Below are 20,706 nucleotides of genomic sequence, written 5' to 3'. Positions count from 1 at the left end.
TATGGTATTGAGTGAATTACATTGGCTTTATGGTCGCCCGGAAGCAACCGGCGTTGTTAAAGCAGCACCGGAAGATTTTATTGTTCGTGAGGATTTAGGCTTTTTTCCTGATGGAGAAGGCGAACATTTAATGGTACATATCCGTAAGACAGGATGTAACACTCAGTTTGTTGCCGATCATCTTGCTCGTTTTGCCAAAATATCAGCGCGCTCTGTCAGCTATGCGGGTTTAAAAGATCGTAATGCAGTGACTGAACAGTGGTTTTGTTTACATCTGCCGGGAAAACAAGATCCAGATCTAACTGCATTCCAGCTTGAAGGGTGTGAAATACTGGCTACCGCTCGCCAGAAACGCAAACTGCGCATTGGTGCATTGAAAGGTAATGACTTTACACTGATTTTAAGAGAAGTTTCTGATCGGCAATCAGTGGAAAAGCGCTTGCAGCTGGTAGCTCAGACAGGTGTTCCTAATTATTTTGGCGAACAGCGTTTCGGGCGTGATGGGCAGAATTTGGTTCAGGCACAACGTTGGGCAGAAAATGAAATACAGGTTAAAGAACGCAATCGCCGTAGCTTTTACCTTTCTGCTTGCCGCAGTGCTATGTTTAATACCATTACCAGCATACGTATTGCGCAGGGTGAGCATCAGCAGGTACAAAATGGTGACGCATTACAGTTAACAGGGCGTGGTAGTTGGTTTGTGGCTGACGAATCTGAACTGGTCGTATTACAGCAGCGGGTGATGGATGGAGAATTGCAGATCACCGCTCCATTACCGGGTGACAAAGTATTAGGGACACAACATCAGGCTCTGGGGTTCGAGCAACAATGTTTGCAGGATTACGAATTACTTTGGGCATTAGTTAAACGTGAGCGTGTAGAAAGTGCTCGCAGAGCGATGTTGGTGAAACCACTTAATCTGCGTTGGGAATGGCAGGATGACCAAACCGTCACTCTTCATTTTTCTTTGCCATCAGGTAGCTTTGCCACCAGTGTTGTCAGAGAATTGATTAATCAGGATAAAAATAACACTGCTGATATTGCTGAGTAGTGATTTTTTATTTCTGATTCCCTTCACTTATTTTCAGTCATATGGTTAGCGATATGACTGGAATTTTATTTCCTTTCCAACTAGTGAATTTAAATACACTTTCTTTTATTTTTTCTAAGGATTCTTTGTTTATTATATCTATAGATAATTTAACCATTTCAGTCAGGGGGCATATCAATTTTCTGTAACAGACGAACAATTTGCTGTCATCACTCACTCTTTTATCATTCCTCAGAAAGAAGAGGAATTTAATATTGTATTGCATCGCCATACAGAGACAGGTGTTTGAATAAAAGTAAGTACATACTGACTTGTATGGTAAGTATTTTCTTATTTAGACAGGCTGAATGCAAAGCGCTCTACAAAACGGGTTGCCTCATGCTAAGATCAAACGATTTTCTGGCAATCCTGATCTTGTCCGGGCGTAAGTTACACCATAAAAATAGGACAATGGATAGGGAAAGTTACAGTATCATTCTATGTTTTAATAAGTAAAATCAATGAGATATTTTAATGCTGCGGATATTGCTAAGTAATGATGATGGTGTCACTGCGCCGGGTATTCAAACTTTAGCGGCTAAATTGCGGGAACAATATCATGTGCAGGTTATTGCACCTGATCGTAACCGTAGCGGTGCGTCGAATGCTTTAACGTTGGATCGTCCTTTGCGTATCAGCGTATTGAGTAACGGTGATGTTGCAGTTCGGGAAGGAACACCGACAGACTGTGTTTACTTGGGGGTCAATAATTTAGTTCGCCCTCGCCCGGATATTGTGGTTTCAGGGATCAACTGTGGTCCCAATTTAGGTGATGATGTAATTTATTCCGGCACAGTTGCTGCTGCAATGGAAGGACGTCATTTAGGGTTACCCGCCCTTGCAGTATCACTTGATGGTGACAAATATTATGAAACAGCAGCAGAAGTCACTGTACGTTTATTGAATCTGTTACAAAAATTCCCATTGAGAGCCGACAATATTCTAAACATCAATGTGCCTGATATACCTATTGAGCAAATCAAAGGGTTTAAGGTAACACGATGTGGTTGCCGAAGTGCGGCTGAAGAAGTTTATTCTCTGGAAGATCCCAAGGGCGATATGCTTTATTGGATAGGTCCTCCGGGAGAAAAGCGTGATGCTGGCCCGGAAACAGATTTTGCTGCGGTAGAAGAAGGGTTTGTCTCCATTACTCCTTTGCAGGTAGATTTGACAGCCTATAAAGCACAGGAATTGGTAGCTGATTGGTTGTTGAAAGTCGGGGATATGGGAGAATGTTAAGTCGGTCAATGAAAAATTTGCTGACACAATTGCGCCAGCAGGGAATACAGAACGAACACCTGCTGGATGTGATATCCAGAGTTCCCAGGGAATGCTTTGTTGATGAAGCTTTGGCTCATAAGGCATATGAAAACACAGCATTGCCCATTGGATCTGGGCAGACTATATCCCAGCCGTATATTGTTGCTCGTATGACTGAGCTACTGAATTTGACCCCTGAATCTAATGTGTTGGAGATTGGAACGGGGTCTGGCTATCAGACAGCTATACTTGCCCATTTAGCCAGACATGTTTTCTCCGTAGAACGTATTAAGGGGTTACAGTGGCAGGCTAAGCGCAGGTTAAAACAGCTCGATTTACATAATATTTCAACCCGCCATGGAGATGGTTGGAATGGTTGGCCGTCAAAGGGGCCATTTCATGCCATTATCGTCACAGCAGCACCTCCAGAAATACCACAGGCACTATTACATCAGCTGGCAGATGGCGGAGTGATGGTGTTACCAGTTGGTGAACGTTCTCAGTCGCTAAAAGTGGTACGTCGCTATGGGAACGATTTTCATAGTGAAGTAATCGAATCTGTTCGTTTTGTACCCCTGATCCAAGGCGAACTGGCATAATCTGCTGATTTATATTTTTTTGCCGCTATTTTTAAATTAGCCGTCATTTTTTGAGATAAAAAAGTATTTTGCTTTAAATATTTTTGTACATCTAAATTTCTTTATAAATCATCATGCTTATCACTTATATTTGCCTTTATGGGGGAATAAGGTATGAAAGTAGGAAACTTAATGAAAAAAATACAGTGGATAATAACCTGCATTATTGTAGGAGTAATTCTGACAGGTTGTAGTAATACAACGAACCGCCCTGCACCAATAGTGAGTGTAGACAATCAGGAAAAAAACAGAATAATGTCCTCCCGGAGCCCATCGGTTTCGATACCTATGCCATCTTCTCCCCCTGTCATTTCTACAAATCGACCAATAGAACATCGTGCTTCAGATAATAAATATCCAGTGAATCATGCTGGCAATACGGCTGCTCGGCAAGAGGGGATCGTCTATGACCGCAATTATGAGAACATTCCTAAAGGCAGCTATAACGGCGATACTTACACAGTTAAACATGGCGACACTTTATTTTACATTGCGTGGATTACTGGTAAGGATTTTAGTGAACTGTCTCACATAAATAGTATTTCAGAACCTTATAGCTTAAATGTTGGCCAAGTCCTGAGAATTGGTAACACAAACTCCAAGAATGGTGTATTAATAGCATCAAATAGTACTCAATCTAAAATTGAGCAGGTTGATTTTCAAAAAGGTAATGCGTATCCTGCAAATGTTGATAGGCAGAATCCTAGAAAAATGTTGCCAAGAGTAACAGTTTCTGATAGCGACGATACCACCTCTAAAGCATCGTCAGCGACAGATTTAAATGCGAGTAAGGCTATCAATAATTGGAGATGGCCTGCGGAAGGAAAAATTCTTGAAGGTTTCTCAGATCCTAGTGGTGGGAATAAAGGCATTGACATTGCGGGGAGTCGTGGTCAACCCGTTTTTGCAGCCGCTAGTGGAAAAGTTGTTTACGCCGGAAATGCATTACGCGGATATGGAAATCTAATAATAATAAAACATGATGATGACTACCTGAGTGCCTATGCTCACAATGATACTATTCTGGCGCGAGATCAGCAGGAAGTACAGGCAGGGCAAAAAATCGCCACTATGGGTAGCACCGGAACCAGTTCAGTAAGATTGCATTTTGAGATTAGATACAGGGAAAAATCCGTAAACCCGCTGCGTTATCTTCCGCAGCGATAAACCGGGGCAGGATCCTGAACTCCTGTCCGCATTATCATGGGTAGGAGCAGCTGATGAGCCAAGGTACGCTTAAAGTTAATGAGTTGTATGAAGAGGCGGATTTAGACGAAAGTGGCATGGAAGCCGATGACTTTGATGAAGCGTTGCTGAAAGACGAGGATGATTTAACTAGTCTTGATGAAGATTTGGATTTGTTGCAAGGAGTAAACCAGAGAGTTCTTGATGCAACACAGCTTTATCTCGGAGAGATTGGTTTTTCTCCTTTGTTGACAGCAGAGGAAGAAGTTCTTTTCGCCAGACGCGCATTGCGGGGAGATATTGCTGCACGCCAGCGTATGATTGAAAGTAATTTGCGGTTGGTAGTTAAGATTTCCCGTAGATATAGCAACCGAGGGTTGGCACTTTTGGATTTGATTGAAGAAGGTAATCTTGGTCTTATTCGAGCAGTAGAAAAATTCGATCCTGAAAGGGGTTTTCGTTTTTCCACTTATGCAACCTGGTGGATCCGCCAGACAATTGAACGGGCTATTATGAATCAAACTCGTACGATTCGTTTGCCTATTCATATCGTTAAAGAGCTAAATGTTTATTTACGTACAGCGAGAGAGCTGGCTCATAAATTGGATCATGAGCCAAGTGTTGAAGAAATAGCGGAAAAACTGGATAAGCCAGTTGATGATGTAAGCCGTATGATGCGGCTTAATGAACGCATTACTTCCGTTGATACGCCAATTAGTGGGGATTCAGATAAAGCATTATTGGATATTTTATCTGATGAGAATGATTCAGGGCCGGAAACAACTATTCAGGATGACGATATGAAACAAAGTATTGTCAAATGGTTGTTTGAGCTGAACGCAAAACAACGTGAAGTTCTGGCTCGCCGTTTTGGTTTACTTGGGTACGAAGCGGAAACATTGGAAGATGTCGGGCGAGAAATTGGGTTAACCAGGGAAAGAGTCCGTCAGATCCAAGTGGAAGGGTTGCGTCGTCTCAGAGACATTCTGCACACCCAGGGTTTGAACATTGAATCATTATTCCGGACTTAATTTTTATGCCTAATAGAATTCAAGATATGGCTGAAAAAGCCGTAATTTGAAAGATAAAGAGATAATTGAATAAAAAGGTGGACTTATTAGCTCACCTTTTTATTTGTTATTTGGTTAATTTATTGGAACAATATGATTTCTGACGAAATCACTATTTATATCAGTGTAACTATTTATAGGCATTCCACTATGGAATTTGAAATCGGGATCTGGTGATTGAGTAAGTTCAGCTTCAATTTGACCAAAATATTTCACTCTTTCGGTAAATCTTCTTTAGAGATAGATTGAGCCAGCGTTAAATAATCCTGATAATGGCGCGCTTCTGAACGCAGCAGGGAAATATAAAATTTACCCAACTCTTCATCCAGATGGGGAGCCAGTTTCACGAAACGCTCGCAAGAGCGTGCTTCAATATATGCCCCAATAATCAACTTATCTACCAAAGTGTAAGGTTCATGGTTCGTGATATGCTGAAATAATGATTTGGCATAACGATTGGCGCTTTGGGCTGCTTTTAATTCGCATAGAAGATGATCACATAGTAAAACCGGAAGATTTTCCGGTTGTCGTGCTTTTTCTACCCATTGATCCGGTGTTTCACACTGTAAAAATTGATAAATTGGCTCTAACAGGCTGATATCACATTTCATTTGTAAACCCGTCATTTTTATACCATGTCATTTTTACACCATGTCTTTCAAACGATAAATCCAATCCAATGCTTGGCGTGGAGTCAGGGAATCCGGATTCAGATTTTCCAATGCTTCAACCGCAGGAGAAGTTTCTTCTGTCAGTAGCGCCAATTGCGGTGTATCGACATGACCTGCTGTTGCGTTGTTGGAGAGCGACTCCAGTTCTTTTAATTTTTGGCGTGCTCGTTTGATAACATCGCGGGGAACTCCTGCCAGTGAAGCAACAGCTAACCCGTAGCTTTTGCTAGCTGCACCCTCTTGAACATTGTGCATAAAAGCGATGGTATCGCCATGTTCAACAGCATCCAGATGGATATTAACCACGCCTTCCAGCTTTTCGGGTAGTGTCGTTAATTCAAAATAGTGAGTAGCAAACAGCGTCATTGCTTTAATGCGGTTAGCCAGATTTTCAGCGCAAGCCCAGGCGAGGGAAAGACCATCGTAAGTTGATGTACCACGCCCGATCTCATCCATCAGAACCAGACTATGCTCTGTTGCGTTATGCAGGATATTGGCGGTTTCGGTCATTTCCACCATGAAAGTTGAACGCCCTGAAGCCAGATCATCGGAAGCCCCTACCCGAGTGAAAATACGGTCTACAGGCCCAATTACGGCTTTTTCAGCAGGAACAAAACTGCCGATATACGCCAATAACGTAATTAAGGCTGTCTGACGCATATAAGTACTTTTACCCCCCATATTCGGCCCTGTGATGATTAACAGGCGACGTTGCGATGAAAGCGTTAATGGGTTTGCAATAAAAGGCTCACTGAGCACCTGCTCAACAACCGGATGACGACCGCCCGTGATTTGTATCCCGGCTTTATCAGTCAGGGTCGGGCAGGTATAGTTCAATGTTTCAGCGCGTTCAGTCAGGTTTGCCAGAACATCTAATTCTGAAAGAGCTTCCGCACTGGTTTGCAACGCAGCCAGATGAGGGAGCAATAAATCGAACAGTTCTTCATACAGCGCTTTTTCGATAGCGAGTGCTTTACCTTTGGAAGTCAGAACTTTATCTTCGTATTCTTTTAGTTCAGGAATAATGTAACGTTCTGCGTTTTTCAGGGTTTGGCGGCGTACATAATGAATCGGTACGAGATGGCTTTGTCCACGGCTGACCTGAATATAGTAACCATGCACAGCATTGAAGCCGACTTTCAGGGTATCAATACCAAGCTTTTCACGTTCGCGGATTTCCAGTCTGTCAAGATAATCACTGGCGCCATCTGCCAATGCCCGCCATTCGTCTAACTCAGCATTATAGCCGATTGCAATCACACCACCATCACGGACCAGAACCGGGGGTGTTTCGACAATCGCCTTTTCCAACAGTGTCTGTAACTCATCAAAATGACCGATGCGTTGTTGCAATATTTGGATATAAGGCGAATCAGAGGAGGCCATAATCTGATGAATATCAGGTAATTGCTGGAACGCGTGACGCATTCTTGCCAGATCACGGGGACGAGCGGAACGAAGCGCAAGGCGGGCAATTACACGTTCTAAGTCACCAACCTGACGTAAAAATGGTTGTAGCTCAAAGCCGATCTCTTGGAGTGCAGAAATAGCCTGCTGGCGATTTTCCAGTATGTTCCTGTCACGGATCGGAGTATGCAGCCAACGTTTCAGCATGCGGCTGCCCATTGGTGTCACACACTGGTCGAGCACAGAAGCCAGCGTATTTTCAGTACCTCCCGACAGATTTTGGGTCAATTCGAGATTACGGCGGGTTGCAGCATCCATGATGACCGTTTCTTGCTGACGTTCCATCGTGATATTACAGATATGAGGTAGAGCAGTACGCTGAGTATCTTTGACATATTGCAGCAGACAACCCGCAGCTCGCAGCGCCAGCGTGGTTTTTTCCACACCAAAACCTATCAGGTCACGAGTACCAAATTGCAAATTTAATTGTTGTCTTGCGGTATCCAGTTCAAATTCCCACATTGGGCGGCGGCGCAGACCGTGGCAGCGCTCAATTAATGCCATATGACCGAAGGTTTCAGGATAGAGCAATTCTGCCGGGCGGGTACGCTGGAGTTCAGCAGCGATGGTATCCTCATCAGCCATTTCAGAAACCCGGAAACGACCGGAAGTGATATCCAAAGTAGCATAACCGAATCCCTGACTGTCATGCCAGATAGCCGCCAGAAGATTGTCCTGGCGTTCTTGCAACAATGCTTCATCAGTGACAGTACCCGGAGTTACGATACGTACAACCTTACGTTCAACAGGGCCTTTACTGCTGGCAGGATCACCAACCTGCTCACATATTGCCGCAGATTCACCAAGTTGAACCAGTTTTGCCAGATAGTTTTCGATTGCATGATAAGGAACCCCTGCCATTGGAATTGGCTGGCCTGCGGATTGTCCACGTTTAGTCAGTGAAATATCCAGTAACTTTGCCGCCTTTTTGGCATCGTCATAGAACAATTCATAAAAGTCACCCATGCGGTAAAGTAGCAGAATGTCCGGGTGTTGCGCTTTCAGTCGCAGATACTGCTGCATCATAGGGGTATGGCTATCTATATCCTTTGCTGGAGATTCTTTTATATTGATTTGATTCAATTTTTTATTCCTGTTGACTCGGTTGGGCTATCGACACTCAGTCAACCCATCGAAATGACAAAACCTAAATATAATCAGCTAAGGATAGAACGCTAATGAACCTCATGCTGGGCGAAAACACTATCTTATCACTGATAATCTGTGTGATTCATCTGTGGATTAGATTGTTTACATTAAGAGCAAGAGCTGTAGGGTTAGGGTATCAGGATTGTCATCGGGAATGTATCAGATTTTCTGACTACTAAGCAGGATTGCGAAGCCGCTCGATTTAAATCATTTTGTTATGTATACCACTATGCTACTACTGTTTTTGGCACATAGTACATGAACAGGTATGAGGATTGTCTGGAATCCCCGTAGCAATAAATCTAATATTGCTACATAAACATCCACCCCGATATTCTGATGTATTCTAGCTCTTCCTTATATAACGTTGTGATATATTGAACTACTCTCATTTAGAGCTTGGCAGATTTAAGAGGAAATAAAAGTGGCGGCTTATCAACCTCTTTATAGCATTACTCCCACCATACTAAATTGTGTTATACAGATAGGTGAGTTGTTGGGGTGTTGGTCATCACAAAGTAAAAATACTTCACCCTTGTTACGTAAAGAAAACCGGATCCGTACAATTCAGGCTTCAGTAGCTATTGAGTATAATAGCCTGTCTACTGAACAAGTGACGGCTATTATGGATGGGAAACGTGTACTGGCCCCTGCAAAAGATATTCAGGAGGTACGCAATGCCATATTAGCCTATGAGAAATTGCCGGAATGGCAGAGTTATCAATTAGCTGACTTATTGGCAGCCCACCATTTATTAATGGGTGGATTAGTGGATAGGCCGGAAAAATTGCGTTGCAGTAATGTTGGCATTTATCGGGAAAATCAATTGATTCATATGGCTCCACCCGCTAGTCAGGTATCGCGCTTGATTAGTGAATTGCTTATGTGGTTAAAGCAAACTGATATCCATCCATTGATCTCTGGTGCTATTTTTCATTATGAGTTTGAGTTTATTCATCCATTTGCTGATGGTAATGGACGTATGGGGCGATTATGGCAGACATTGATTTTGAGTGAGTGGCGTCCAGAATTAGCATGGTTGCCAGTGGAAACATTAATTCACCATCAGCAGCAGGAATATTATCAGGTATTAAGAAAATGTGATCGAGCTGGAGATTGTACGTTATTTATTGATTTTATGCTGGAAAAATTGGTCGAAGTGCTGAAAGAAGGTATTAATACAAAACAGCAGAGTGTCGCAATGTCGGTAGAAAATCTTCAGCTACTGAATGTGACTTCGCAAAAAATCCTGTTGACTATTGTTAAGCAGCCAGCGATAACCATATCTCAATTGGCTGACAAGTTGGAAGTAAGCTGTCGCACGGTAGAAAGAAACATAAAAGTATTACAGGAAAATGGTCATTTAATTCGGGTTGGTGCAAAAAAAACAGGATATTGGCAGGTTAAGCAATAGGCGACATGTGATAGATATTATATATGACATCTCAGAATTTCACGGAGAAGAGGAGGGCGCTCTTGTGGTTGTCATTATACTTTCTTTTATTGCTTCCATTAATATAATGATTGCATTTCAATAGTAAGAAAAAATATAGCAGATCCATCAATAAATAAAAGGCTTTTGCTATTTTATTACTGAGATAAAACAGCAGAAACCAATAATTAAGTGATACGACTCACTTATTTATTCAAACAGTGGCAGGTAACGATCTCGCGACCAGCGGTAATATAAAGCCAGTATATTGTTTATTTCTTCAGGAACACATTTTTCAGGAGAAAAAGCATTATCCGGGGAAATTTCAGTATCACCATTAACCCATTCAAACATTTCCTGATACTCATCATGAGTAGGATCTTTAAGAATATTAATCAGATCTACATAACCATAGATTCCGCCACAATCTTCGGGTGGACAGGCTTGTTCACCTTCAAGGCAGAAGATTGGCATAGGTAATTCTTCGGGAGAATAGTTACTGTTTTCTAATAAAACTTCATGCTCCCAGGCATCGCCAAAGTCATAAAGATAAATGAATTTGCTTCCTTTACGCTTGATAAGTGAATCAAGTTTGAATTTCCCTTCTTCCAGACCTTCTTCTGACTCTTCCGGCATTTCAGTAAAGCGTTTAGAACCAAAAACAAACTCATGTAAATGGCTATCTTCCCAGCCCATAACGATTTGAATTACATCATGTAATCTATCCAGTGAAATATTGGATGGAATAATGAAACGACGCCATATAGCAGGTTTTGTTTCCGTAAGTGTAATCTTTAACTGATAAAACTTTTCCATTTTTCGCCCTTAATTACTTGAATAACTGATACTGATAGGGAAGTATATTGAGTGTTGGAAAACTACATTACAGTATGAAGTGTACATAATGAGAATGCGAACAAATTTTAATAAATAACTTGAGTTATTCACTGATGCAAGGACATTATTAAGGGCGGGCCCTACATGCTGAAAAATAAGAGAAAATAAATGACAAATAGCAATAATATATTGATAAAAAATGCAGAAGAAATAAAACGAATGGAGATCTCCGGGCGTTTGACCGGGCAGGTGCTTGAAGCTGTTCGGCCGATTATCATTCCGGGAATAACGACTTTGGAAATAGATGCATTTTGTCATGACTATATTGTTAATACTCTCGGAGCAATTCCCGGTAGCTTAGGGCAATATGGCTTTCCCTATACTGCCAATACATCGGTTAATCATGTTGTCTGCCACGGTTGGCCATCGGATAAGAAACTGAAAAATAGTGATATTGTCAATGTGGATGTGACGGTTAAAAAAGATGGCTACTATGGCGATAGTAGTGTCACGTTTTGTGTCGGTGAAGTTGCTTCTCATGCCAAGCGCTTGGTGGACGTGACGCAGGAGTGTCTGTATAAGGCAATCAAGATTGTAAAGCCGGGGATCACATTGGGAGATATCGGGCAGACAATACAGCAGCACGCTGAGGCGAATAATTATAGCGTTGTACGCGAATATTGTGGTCATGGGATAGGCAGCAATATGCATGAAGAGCCTCAGATTCTGCACTATGGTAGAGCTGGTGAAGGGGTTGTATTGGAAGAAGGTATGACTTTCACAATTGAACCGATGATTAATCAGGGGAAAAAAGAGATCAAATTGCATAAGGATGGCTGGACAGTGACAACAAAAGATCGTCGATTATCAGCTCAGTTTGAACATACTATTTTGGTTACTCATGATGGTTTTAAGGTTTTGACTCTACGGGATGAAGAGCGTGAAGTTTTTGAGCGTTGTATATACCCTATGGATCTCAACATAATTAACCAATAAATATCAATTTTTTTATAATTACTTGAAATTATGGGGATTTTAATCGCTTGAAAGACGATGCCATTGATTAAGGTTTATGAACAATGAGCTTATTCACAAAATTAGGCAGGTTTTAATTGCTCTGAAACCACTAATAGAAGGATTCTGACCGCTTAATGTGTTATTCCGCCGTTGACCCAGATCCTTCTAATATCGCAGCAGGAAGTTTCATATCATAGTGCAGTGTGGCGAGTAGTGTTTCTTTCCTCTGTGTTCAGATAACTGGTTTCTTGAAGTGAAAGTAAAAAGAGTAACTTGCTGTTCGTCTTACCTTAAAAAGGGTGTTTTATGAACAATAATAAATTTTTAAAACATGTCCCCTGGATAATACTGGGGATAATTGGGGCATGTTGCCTCGGGGTTGTTGCACTGCGTCGGGGAGAACATGTTAGTGCTTTATGGATAATTGTTGCTTCCGTAGCAGTTTATTTGGTTGCCTATCGGTATTACAGCCTTTACATCGCCACAAAGGTGATGAAGCTGGATGCAACTCGGGCAACACCCGCTGTTGTTAATAATGATGGCCTTAATTATGTTCCTACCAACAAAAATGTTCTGTTTGGTCACCACTTTGCAGCTATTGCAGGGGCGGGGCCATTAGTCGGGCCTGTGTTGGCGGCGCAAGTCGGTTATCTGCCGGGGACATTGTGGTTGCTGGCCGGAGTTGTGCTTGCTGGTGCAGTACAAGATTTTATGGTGTTGTTTATCTCTTCTCGTCGTAACGGAGCGTCATTAGGAGAGATTGTTAAAGAAGAGATGGGACGGGTTCCGGGCACAATCGCTCTATTTGGTTGTTTCTTGATTATGATTATTATTCTGGCAGTACTGGCACTAATTGTGGTGAAAGCATTGGCAGAAAGTCCATGGGGAGTATTTACCGTTTGTTCCACAGTACCGATTGCACTTTTCATGGGGATCTACATGCGATATATCCGTCCGGGTCGCGTGGGAGAAGTTTCGGTTATTGGTATCTTGATGTTGATCGCTGCAATCTGGTTTGGTGGTGTTGTAGCGGTTGATCCTTACTGGGGGCCTGCTTTAACTTTTAAAGATACTACTATCACTTATGCGCTGATTGGATATGCGTTTGTTTCTGCATTATTGCCAGTTTGGTTGATCCTGGCTCCACGAGATTATCTGGCGACTTTCCTGAAAATTGGTGTGATTGTTGGTTTGGCGATTGGGATTGTGATCCTCAATCCTGATCTGAAAATGCCAGCCGTTACACAATTTGTTGATGGTACAGGGCCTGTCTGGAAAGGTACATTATTCCCATTCTTGTTTATCACTATTGCTTGTGGTGCAGTCTCTGGTTTCCATGCACTGATCTCTTCTGGTACAACACCTAAATTGCTGGCAAACGAAAAAGATGCGCGCTTCATTGGCTATGGCGCGATGTTGATGGAGTCGTTTGTCGCCATTATGGCACTGGTTGCGGCATCTATTATCGAACCAGGGCTTTATTTTGCCATGAACACGCCTCCGGCTGCGCTAGGCATCACTATGCCTGATCTGCACAATCTGGGAACTGCGGAATCTCCAATGATTATGGCTGCGTTGAAAGATGTGACCACACAAGCCGCAGCAGTAGTTAGTTCCTGGGGTTTTGTTATTTCACCAGATCAAATTCTGCAAACAGCAAAAGACATTGGTGAACCCTCTGTCCTGAATCGTGCCGGAGGAGCGCCAACTCTGGCAGTGGGTATTGCCCATGTATTCCATCAGATTGTCCCGGTTGCAGATATGGGCTTCTGGTATCACTTTGGTATTCTGTTTGAAGCGTTATTCATTCTGACAGCTTTGGATGCGGGTACACGCTCTGGCCGTTTTATACTACAGGATTTATTAGGGAATTTTGTACCGTTCCTGAAAAAAACGGATTCTCTGATTGCGGGGATGATCGGTACAGCGGGTTGTGTAGGTATGTGGGGCTATCTGTTGTATCAGGGTGTCGTTGATCCATTGGGTGGTGTCAAGAGTCTGTGGCCGCTGTTTGGGATCTCGAACCAAATGCTGGCAGCTGTTGCACTGGTACTGGGTACTGTTGTGCTGATCAAAATGAAACGTACTAAATACATTTGGGTCACTGTTGTGCCTGCGATCTGGTTGCTGATTTGTACTACCTGGGCGTTGGGATTGAAATTATTCAGCGACAACCCCAAACTGGAAGGTTTTTTCTTCCTGGTAAAAGAGTATAAACAGCGTATTGCAGAAGGCGGAGCAGAATTGACCGCGCAGCAGATTAGTAACATGAATCACATTGTTGTGAACAACTATACCAACGCGGGTTTAAGTATTTTGTTCCTTGTTGTGGTCTATAGCATCATTATTTATGGTATTAAGGCCGCGATAAAAGCGAATAAAAATCCGGAACGTACAGATAAAGAAACACCTTATGTCCCTGTTCCAGAAGGTGGGGTAAAAGTTTCTTCTACGCACTGATGGAATACTCAAACCGATAGCAGATACATAAAACTGCATTGGTAATAGCTATCCCCACATAATCGCCTTTGTATTATGTGGGGCCTTTCTTTAAGGTGTGGGGTTAAGGAATAGTTTTTGAAAGAAATAGCTTTTGGGAACAGCGATTGGAGAACATTATGTTTGGTAATCTTGGGCGAGCCGGAAAATATTTAGGGCAAGCTGCCCGTATGCTGGTGGGGGTTCCTGACTATGACACTTATGTACAGCATATGAAGGATAATCATCCTGATCAGTCTCATATGACTTATGAAGAATTTTTCCGTGAACGTCAGAATGCACGTTATGGCGGTGATGGTAAAGGTGGTATGCGCTGTTGCTAGCCTACTAAATGGAAGCGCGATTTGACACGATGAAAAAAGCCAGCGAAATTGTTTTGCCGGCTTAATCATATTCTTCGAATACTGTAACCTACGGTTTTAAGATAAATGAATCTAGCTTTTAAATCGGTTGAATAATGTTTTTCCTGTTTATTCTGAATGCATGGTTGTCGAACCCAGCTTTTCCAGTCAATGCAAGATCGGCACATGCTTTTCCAAATAATGGCGCAAATTTAAATGTCCAACCACCTAATGATAAGACAATATTTTGGTATTGATCATATTGCTTAGGTATAAAATCTAATACTGCTGTATTATCAGGTAGATCAGCATGTAATGCTCTTGCCATATCAATAGGTGTGGTATCAACTCCTCTCATATAATTAATGACAAAATCTCTGGTTATATCAATATCTAATTCCTTCGGTGCAAAACTTCTGTCATCCACATCATAAAATTTATGTGAAGCCCAATCTACGGCAAGACGAATAAAATCTTTGCGTGCAAATTCATAACTGGGAAAACCATAGAAAAGATTACTGTAACCATTTTTAGGATTCTCAAATTGGAAGAACATTGGATAGTTTCTTTCCGGAACTTCTCCTGTTAATTTGTAGTATGAGAAACACATATCCCAAATGATATAATTTATTTTTATTCCCAGTGATTGAGGTAATATTTTATTAGTAAAAGCATTAGAGGTAATGACTATTTTATCAGCTTTATAGTTACCATTAACTGTCATAATAGTGACACCATCATGGCGGCTGGAGATCTTATTCACTTCAGTATATTCAAGGACGGTAACATTATCTGATTCTTTTAAATACTGCCCCAGTTTCCTTATAATATGTTTGACATCTATAGTAGCATTATCCGGGCTATATAAACCCATATAATCTTCCGGTAGATTTTTGAATGGATATTTTGTTTCTAATTCTTTTTTTGTTAGTATTTCATACCTTTTATTAAGTTTCTTTAAGACCTTTATTGGCCCGAACAGAGTGCCCTGCGGCGTATCACCGGTTGACACACCAAAATTGAGTAATCCGTTCATATACATGAATTTAGAATCTAGTTCTTTTTCTAACTCATGATAAAGTTTCCCAGCACTAAAGGATAATGTGGCATGTTCAAGATCATCATAAACCGTTCTCCACATTCTGACATGTCCTGCTGAGCTTGAATCTTGTGTGCCTAACGTATTTCTCTCTATGAGCAAAATATTTTTCTTGGCCTTAGCTGCATAATAAGCTGTACACAGCCCAATAATTCCTCCTCCTATAACACAAATGTCATATTTTTTATTATTAATGTATCCGCTTTTATTTACTGTGGCTTCTTGTTCATCTTTGCCTAAAGCAGAAACATTTATTGCTGCTGTTAATAGTGCTGCTGATTTCGTAAAATCATATCGACTCATCTATATTCTCCAATTTTATTCATTGTTAAATTTTTACTCTTACCAATCATAAAACCAGACACAGATTGCACACTAAAAACAAACACTATCATCCATAATGCGATTTTCTATGAATAAGTACATCATTAATTATGAATGATGACGGACTACTTTATATTGATAGGAATATCTCTTTCATTTGAAAATATATTAATTATATAAATTAATTATCTTCCTAAATAATATTCTTTATCTAACCATTCCGGCCAATTCAGATAAAAAATTTCTTGTAGTAGCCGCTCGGCTACACAAAATGCTCCTTCAGTCCAACCCTGATCTCCTGAGTATGCTTCTCCTATAATATGTATAGATTCATTTTTTATTGGGTGCCTCATAAAAGGCATGACTTCTTCTACTGATACACCGACTTGCCAGGCATGATATCCGCCTCCGTATGGATCTTGAGACCAATCTTTGATCCTTGCGATATAAGGTGGTGGAATATCTATACCATGTAATTCTTTAACTTGAAGCATTGCTTCTTCGACTAAATGTTTAGGAACGGGATCACCGGGCAGGGGAAACTCTTTAATTTTCTCTTCTGAAACTATAGTGGTTTCACGAGGTTCATAGATAAATTTTTTATCTTTTATTCGCATTAGCGCTTTCCAGAATGTGACTGTCCTCATATCGTTATAGCTGGATAAAAATAATGAATGAGAATTTTTTTGATCCGTACCAAAATAGTAACATTGTCGGATAGATAAATCAGTGATTGATACTCCTGATTTGGTTTTAAACTGTTTAGTCCACCAAGGATATTCGAATCCCATTAATAATTTTAGTGCTGGTTCAGAAATAACCGCGTCAATATTTTTATGTAATTCTTTGGATAAATGTTTATCAAAGAAGAAATTTTGTTGATCTAAGAGATTAAGAGAACGTTTTGGCATTGCCAGGATAATAGTATCAGCGTTTACTGTCCAATAAGTTTGACTATTTTCATTCCTAAATTTTAATGAATAACGACGGCTTCCTTTATTATTGCGTTTAAAAGTGATTAAGGTATTCTTTAGCCAAAGTTTAGCACCATTTTGGTTTGTATAATCTTTTGCTAAAGCATAAGCTAATTGATCATATCCATTTTTAATGGTTCGATATTCTGTATCAGCTTGTGTAAAGTCTCCTACCATGTAAGACATGGATTCAGCAGCATTCCAATTAATCGTATTTGAATAATATCCTCCGGCATCAGCTAAAAAATTGTAACCTTCTTGTCCGACCTGATCTTTAATTAAATTCCAAAATCCAATGTCTTTGACTTTCATTCCGTGATACGGGCTTCCTTTTTTGAGATAAGTTATATTCTTTTTAATAACATCCCATTGGCGCAGGCTTATTTTAAATTTAAAGTCATATTTATTTGTTTTTTCAATAAGATCACCATAATTTTCTCTGAACCAGGGATCTGCAATTAAAACGTCATATATAACTTTATTAAATAATTGAGAGGCACTATGACCTTTACTATTATCGTCCAGGAAGTAACGAGTTTTTAAAATCTTATCCTTATTTTGCATTTTAGACCATGCATCAGCTCTGAAACGTTGCCCTCGTAAATAGAAAAAATTATTTGGTGTATCATTCCTTGGAAATGGTTCGTAATTTAATTTAAAAACATCTTCAATTAGAGATGCTGTAATTTTTTGTGAAGAGAGGTAACGCATGCCACCTAATTCACTGATGATATCCATACCAGGTAAGTTAACCGAGAGTAATCTTCCTCCCACAAGATCATTTAAATCAAATATATGAGCGGTAGACGGGGGATGAGAATTGGCTGAATATTGGCCGTTTAACAGGCGATATCCTGCATATAAGCCAGATACACCAGCACCGATAATTGCTATATCAATTGATAATTCGTCTTGAGTATCAACACTATGAGGAATTTGACTCATTTCAATTCTTTTGTCTTTTTTCATAGGATATCTCTCTTAATTAAGATAAATAGTATTTCCCCTGAATCATTTTTTAATACCACCTGTGAGATTTAATAATTTTTCAGATTTTTTTAATAATGGAGAGTGTATCTTAGATTACCTCCTGCTATGAACAAGAACATAAAAAAACTGTAACTTGAAAGGTAACGGATATAATTATTCTATACTCGTGAGCATAATATATTTTTTATAAATGCTAAAGTAACTGGATTAATCTGATTATTTAGATTGTATGTGATTGTTTCTTTATTTAATTGTGGTTAGGAATATTTGTTTAGACAATAATATTTTTATTTTTTTATAAAAAGTAATTCAGAATAATAAAGTTACATACTATAAATTTTAAGATATAAACAATAAGGTTGTAAAAAGTTATCGACGTTGTTGCCAAATTCTTCTAAAGTATACTCATCTAAGATTCTCCAATGTTTTGTTTTCTCTGAAAAATTTTGATCATACCTCAGAAATTTAGTTCTTTTCTTAAACGATTTCAGATGAATAGGAGAAAGATTATTATAATGAAGCAGGAAACGAAAATGAAACCTATATCTGTCACGATCCTAACGGGCTTTTTAGGATCAGGTAAGACAACATTATTGCAGCATATTCTTAATACTGAACATGGCTATAAAATTGCTGTAATTGAAAATGAATTTGGTGAAGTACCTATTGATAATGAATTGATTGGAGATAGGGCAACTCAGATTAAGACGTTAAGCAATGGTTGTATTTGTTGCAGTCGCTCAAATGAGCTGGAAGATGCTTTACTGGATTTATTGGACGGCATTGATAAAGGTCAGTTCATTTTTGATCGGCTGGTTATCGAGTGTACAGGGATGGCTGATCCTGGCCCAATTACTCAAACATTTTTTTCCCACGAAATTTTGTGCCAGCGTTTTTTACTGGATGGCATTATTACATTGGTGGATGCAGTACATGCAGAGCAACAACTGGATCGTTTTTCCATTGCGCAGGCACAGGTTGGATATGCCGATAAAATTTTATTAACAAAAACGGATGTTGCCTCAGAAAATGATGCACTGACTGAACGGTTACAGAGAATTAATGCCAGAGCACCAATTCATAAAGTGGTACATGGCGAGGCTGACTTAAGTTTGTTGTTCGAGCTGGAAGGTTTCATGTTGAATGATAAACTGACTGTTTCAGTACCGACTTTTCGCTTCGTGCCTGAACAGCAAAACAGTATCCAATCTGTTGTTGTCAATCTGACTCATCCTGTTGAATTTAATAAAATTTCAAATCTGATGGAAGAGTTGTTACTGAGTTTTGCTGACAGTTTATTGCGTTATAAAGGTATCCTTGCCATTCAAGATGAGCCACGTAGATTGCTGTTTCAGGGAGTCCAACGTCTATATAGTGCAGATTGGGATCGCGAGTGGCGCAATGATGAACAGCGGCATAGTGTATTGGTTTTTATTGGAATAGATCTACCAGAGCAGAAAATCAGGGAAAAATTTGCGCAATTATAGTTGATACCTGTTTTATGTTTAACTGGATAGCCAAATTGAGATACGGGTTTTTCATTTAACTTAAAAAATGAAGGGAATCTCCCTTCATTTTTTAAGTTACCTCTTTGTTGGCTTAACTCATTCATTCCAGTGATATGCTCTGCAATGTACCCGGAAGTGCCACCTCAATTTGATTTGAACTCTATTGGGTATTGGCATAAATTTGCTACTCATATTTAAATACAAATTTATGTTATATATATGAACGCTGAAATTTAAGTTTTTATAAAAAATAAAGTAATAATTTAACAAACATAAAACAACAAATATAAATAGAATTTATCATACGTTAAAAATCATATTTACGTTACAACGAAATTGTCTATTCTGTTTACTTGCAATCTCCACGAGAAGGGCAGTGGAGATTGTTGCAATAACAGGTTATGTTAGTGAAAACAAGAAAAATAAATAAAAATTTACTTAGAGTGTGTCTCCCAAATTTTGGAAAAGCGTTTTACATTACTGGCCGTGTAAATCACTGTATGTGAAATGTTGCGATGCCCCAGATAATCTTGAATTAAACGAGTATCACGACCGAGGTCTGCAAGTGCATAGCCGCAGGCGTGTCTTAACATATGGGGATGCGGAGAAACGCTGACCGCGGCCTTTTTTCCATAACGTTTCAGTAACCCATAAACTTGTTGTCGTGAAACAGCCCCTGATTTTTGGGAAAGAAATACCCATGGTGAATCAGCTTCCCGCCATTTTTGGCGTACATCCAACCATTTTTTAAGCGCTTCAATTTCTTCAGGGATCAAAGGATGTGTTGTTGATAGACCACCTTTTAAACGTCTTATATGAATAATTGCTGAATTTAAATCGAGATCGGATAAACATAAATTACACAGCTCACTGACCCTAAAACCATGAATAAAACACATCAATAGCATGCAATAATCTCGTTCAGCATGACGTCCTTGTTTTGTTTCTGCCAAAATTGCATCTATTTCATATCGGGTTAAAAATTTGCGTTGCTTCATGAAATTATCATTCCTATTACATCAGATAGATTAGTTGTAAATAACGGGGCTATTTAAACTAATCGGATACAACAAACTATCAGAGCTTTTGAACATAATTGGATAAATACCAGGTTAATATAATTAGAAAACAGGAAATAAAAAAATTTGCTGCTTC

The 20,706-nt window shown here is 39.9% G+C and carries 15 protein-coding genes and 2 pseudogenes; 10 read left to right on the top strand and 7 right to left on the bottom strand.

Annotation, left to right across the window (positions count from 1 at the left end):
• Position 1: 1 nt before the first annotated feature.
• The 5 genes from truD to rpoS all read left to right on the top strand — a co-directional run bounded on the left by truD (position 2) and on the right by rpoS (position 5,204).
• Positions 2-1,051, top strand: coding sequence for a tRNA pseudouridine(13) synthase TruD (gene truD, locus HGO23_RS16410; protein ID WP_209027271.1), 1,050 nt, complete (start codon positions 2-4; stop codon positions 1,049-1,051).
• Between the two features lie 513 nt (positions 1,052-1,564).
• On the top strand, positions 1,565-2,329 hold the full coding sequence (gene surE / locus HGO23_RS16405; protein ID WP_209027270.1) for a 5'/3'-nucleotidase SurE: 765 nt from the start codon (positions 1,565-1,567) through the stop codon (positions 2,327-2,329).
• Positions 2,323-2,949: a protein-L-isoaspartate(D-aspartate) O-methyltransferase gene (locus tag HGO23_RS16400; RefSeq protein WP_099135874.1), complete on the top strand. Its 627-nt coding sequence runs from the start codon at positions 2,323-2,325 to the stop codon at positions 2,947-2,949. Before surE ends, HGO23_RS16400 begins: the two co-directional genes overlap by 7 nt.
• Before the next feature lie 153 nt (positions 2,950-3,102).
• Entirely contained in the window at positions 3,103-4,155 is a 1,053-nt protein-coding gene (nlpD, locus tag HGO23_RS16395; RefSeq protein ID WP_209027269.1) for a murein hydrolase activator NlpD, read from the top strand.
• A gap of 53 nt (positions 4,156-4,208) precedes the next feature.
• Complete coding sequence (rpoS, locus tag HGO23_RS16390) at positions 4,209-5,204, top strand: RNA polymerase sigma factor RpoS (protein ID WP_209027268.1); 996 nt, start codon at positions 4,209-4,211, stop codon at positions 5,202-5,204.
• Between the two features lie 114 nt (positions 5,205-5,318).
• On the opposite strand, the pseudogene miaE reads toward rpoS, so the two are convergent.
• The 3 genes and pseudogenes from miaE to HGO23_RS20130 form a co-directional block, all read right to left on the bottom strand.
• Positions 5,319-5,854: pseudogene (gene miaE, locus HGO23_RS16385) on the bottom strand (tRNA isopentenyl-2-thiomethyl-A-37 hydroxylase MiaE).
• Positions 5,855-5,887: 33 nt separating this feature from the next.
• On the bottom strand, positions 5,888-8,407 hold the full coding sequence (gene mutS / locus HGO23_RS16380; RefSeq protein WP_209028810.1) for a DNA mismatch repair protein MutS: 2,520 nt from the start codon (positions 8,405-8,407) through the stop codon (positions 5,888-5,890).
• Between the two features lie 358 nt (positions 8,408-8,765).
• Positions 8,766-8,852 (bottom strand): annotated as a pseudogene (locus HGO23_RS20130) (GFA family protein); the annotation flags it as partial.
• 102 nt (positions 8,853-8,954) lie between these two features.
• Here HGO23_RS20130 and HGO23_RS16375 point away from each other — a divergent pair.
• Positions 8,955-9,944, top strand: coding sequence for a Fic family protein (locus HGO23_RS16375; RefSeq protein WP_209027267.1), 990 nt, complete (start codon positions 8,955-8,957; stop codon positions 9,942-9,944).
• Positions 9,945-10,172: 228 nt separating this feature from the next.
• On the opposite strand, the gene HGO23_RS16370 is transcribed toward HGO23_RS16375, so the two are convergent.
• Positions 10,173-10,778: a plasmid pRiA4b ORF-3 family protein gene (locus tag HGO23_RS16370; protein WP_099135870.1), complete on the bottom strand. Its 606-nt coding sequence runs from the start codon at positions 10,776-10,778 to the stop codon at positions 10,173-10,175.
• 189 nt (positions 10,779-10,967) lie between these two features.
• Between HGO23_RS16370 and map the strand changes: the two genes are divergently transcribed.
• The 3 genes from map to HGO23_RS16355 all read left to right on the top strand — a co-directional run bounded on the left by map (position 10,968) and on the right by HGO23_RS16355 (position 14,638).
• Positions 10,968-11,795 carry a type I methionyl aminopeptidase gene (gene map / locus HGO23_RS16365; RefSeq protein ID WP_209027266.1) on the top strand — a complete coding sequence of 276 codons (828 nt, stop codon included), beginning with the start codon at positions 10,968-10,970 and terminating at the stop codon, positions 11,793-11,795.
• A gap of 327 nt (positions 11,796-12,122) precedes the next feature.
• The gene (locus HGO23_RS16360) at positions 12,123-14,276 is read left to right on the top strand and encodes a carbon starvation CstA family protein (RefSeq protein ID WP_209027265.1); all 2,154 of its coding nucleotides are present in this window, start codon (positions 12,123-12,125) and stop codon (positions 14,274-14,276) included.
• 158 nt (positions 14,277-14,434) lie between these two features.
• On the top strand, positions 14,435-14,638 hold the full coding sequence (locus HGO23_RS16355) for a YbdD/YjiX family protein (RefSeq protein WP_099135867.1): 204 nt from the start codon (positions 14,435-14,437) through the stop codon (positions 14,636-14,638).
• Between the two features lie 118 nt (positions 14,639-14,756).
• On the opposite strand, the gene HGO23_RS16350 is transcribed toward HGO23_RS16355, so the two are convergent.
• On the bottom strand, positions 14,757-16,058 hold the full coding sequence (locus HGO23_RS16350; RefSeq protein ID WP_209027264.1) for an FAD-dependent oxidoreductase: 1,302 nt from the start codon (positions 16,056-16,058) through the stop codon (positions 14,757-14,759).
• Between the two features lie 206 nt (positions 16,059-16,264).
• Positions 16,265-18,022: a flavin monoamine oxidase family protein gene (locus tag HGO23_RS16345; RefSeq protein ID WP_209027263.1), complete on the bottom strand. Its 1,758-nt coding sequence runs from the start codon at positions 18,020-18,022 to the stop codon at positions 16,265-16,267.
• A 554-nt stretch (positions 18,023-18,576) separates the two neighbouring features.
• Here HGO23_RS16345 and yjiA point away from each other — a divergent pair.
• The gene (yjiA, locus tag HGO23_RS16340; protein ID WP_099135865.1) at positions 18,577-19,530 is read left to right on the top strand and encodes a GTPase; all 954 of its coding nucleotides are present in this window, start codon (positions 18,577-18,579) and stop codon (positions 19,528-19,530) included.
• Between the two features lie 455 nt (positions 19,531-19,985).
• Here the strand turns inward: yjiA and HGO23_RS16335 are convergent, their stop codons facing one another.
• Entirely contained in the window at positions 19,986-20,549 is a 564-nt protein-coding gene (locus HGO23_RS16335) for a tyrosine-type DNA invertase (RefSeq protein WP_099135864.1), read from the bottom strand.
• Positions 20,550-20,706: the final 157 nt, after the last annotated feature.

The sequence above is a fragment of the Xenorhabdus budapestensis genome, assembly GCF_017743015.1.
Lineage (GTDB): Bacteria > Pseudomonadota > Gammaproteobacteria > Enterobacterales > Enterobacteriaceae > Xenorhabdus > Xenorhabdus budapestensis.
The sequence above is the reverse complement of the archived record's forward strand: the minus strand, read 5'-3'. Positions and strand labels throughout refer to the sequence as shown.

Coding starts and splice junctions, on each gene's coding strand:
- HGO23_RS16355 (WP_099135867.1), top strand. CDS start 14,435: ATGTTTGGTAATCTTGGGCGAGCCGGAAAATATTTAGGGCAAGCTGCC.
- truD (WP_209027271.1), top strand. CDS start 2: ATGGTATTGAGTGAATTACATTGGCTTTATGGTCGCCCGGAAGCAACC.
- HGO23_RS16345 (WP_209027263.1), bottom strand. CDS start 18,022: ATGAAAAAAGACAAAAGAATTGAAATGAGTCAAATTCCTCATAGTGTT.
- HGO23_RS16400 (WP_099135874.1), top strand. CDS start 2,323: ATGTTAAGTCGGTCAATGAAAAATTTGCTGACACAATTGCGCCAGCAG.
- surE (WP_209027270.1), top strand. CDS start 1,565: ATGCTGCGGATATTGCTAAGTAATGATGATGGTGTCACTGCGCCGGGT.
- rpoS (WP_209027268.1), top strand. CDS start 4,209: ATGAGCCAAGGTACGCTTAAAGTTAATGAGTTGTATGAAGAGGCGGAT.
- HGO23_RS16370 (WP_099135870.1), bottom strand. CDS start 10,778: ATGGAAAAGTTTTATCAGTTAAAGATTACACTTACGGAAACAAAACCT.
- yjiA (WP_099135865.1), top strand. CDS start 18,577: ATGAAACCTATATCTGTCACGATCCTAACGGGCTTTTTAGGATCAGGT.
- map (WP_209027266.1), top strand. CDS start 10,968: ATGACAAATAGCAATAATATATTGATAAAAAATGCAGAAGAAATAAAA.
- HGO23_RS16350 (WP_209027264.1), bottom strand. CDS start 16,058: ATGAGTCGATATGATTTTACGAAATCAGCAGCACTATTAACAGCAGCA.
- nlpD (WP_209027269.1), top strand. CDS start 3,103: ATGAAAGTAGGAAACTTAATGAAAAAAATACAGTGGATAATAACCTGC.
- HGO23_RS16360 (WP_209027265.1), top strand. CDS start 12,123: ATGAACAATAATAAATTTTTAAAACATGTCCCCTGGATAATACTGGGG.
- mutS (WP_209028810.1), bottom strand. CDS start 8,407: ATGATGCAGCAGTATCTGCGACTGAAAGCGCAACACCCGGACATTCTG.
- HGO23_RS16335 (WP_099135864.1), bottom strand. CDS start 20,549: ATGAAGCAACGCAAATTTTTAACCCGATATGAAATAGATGCAATTTTG.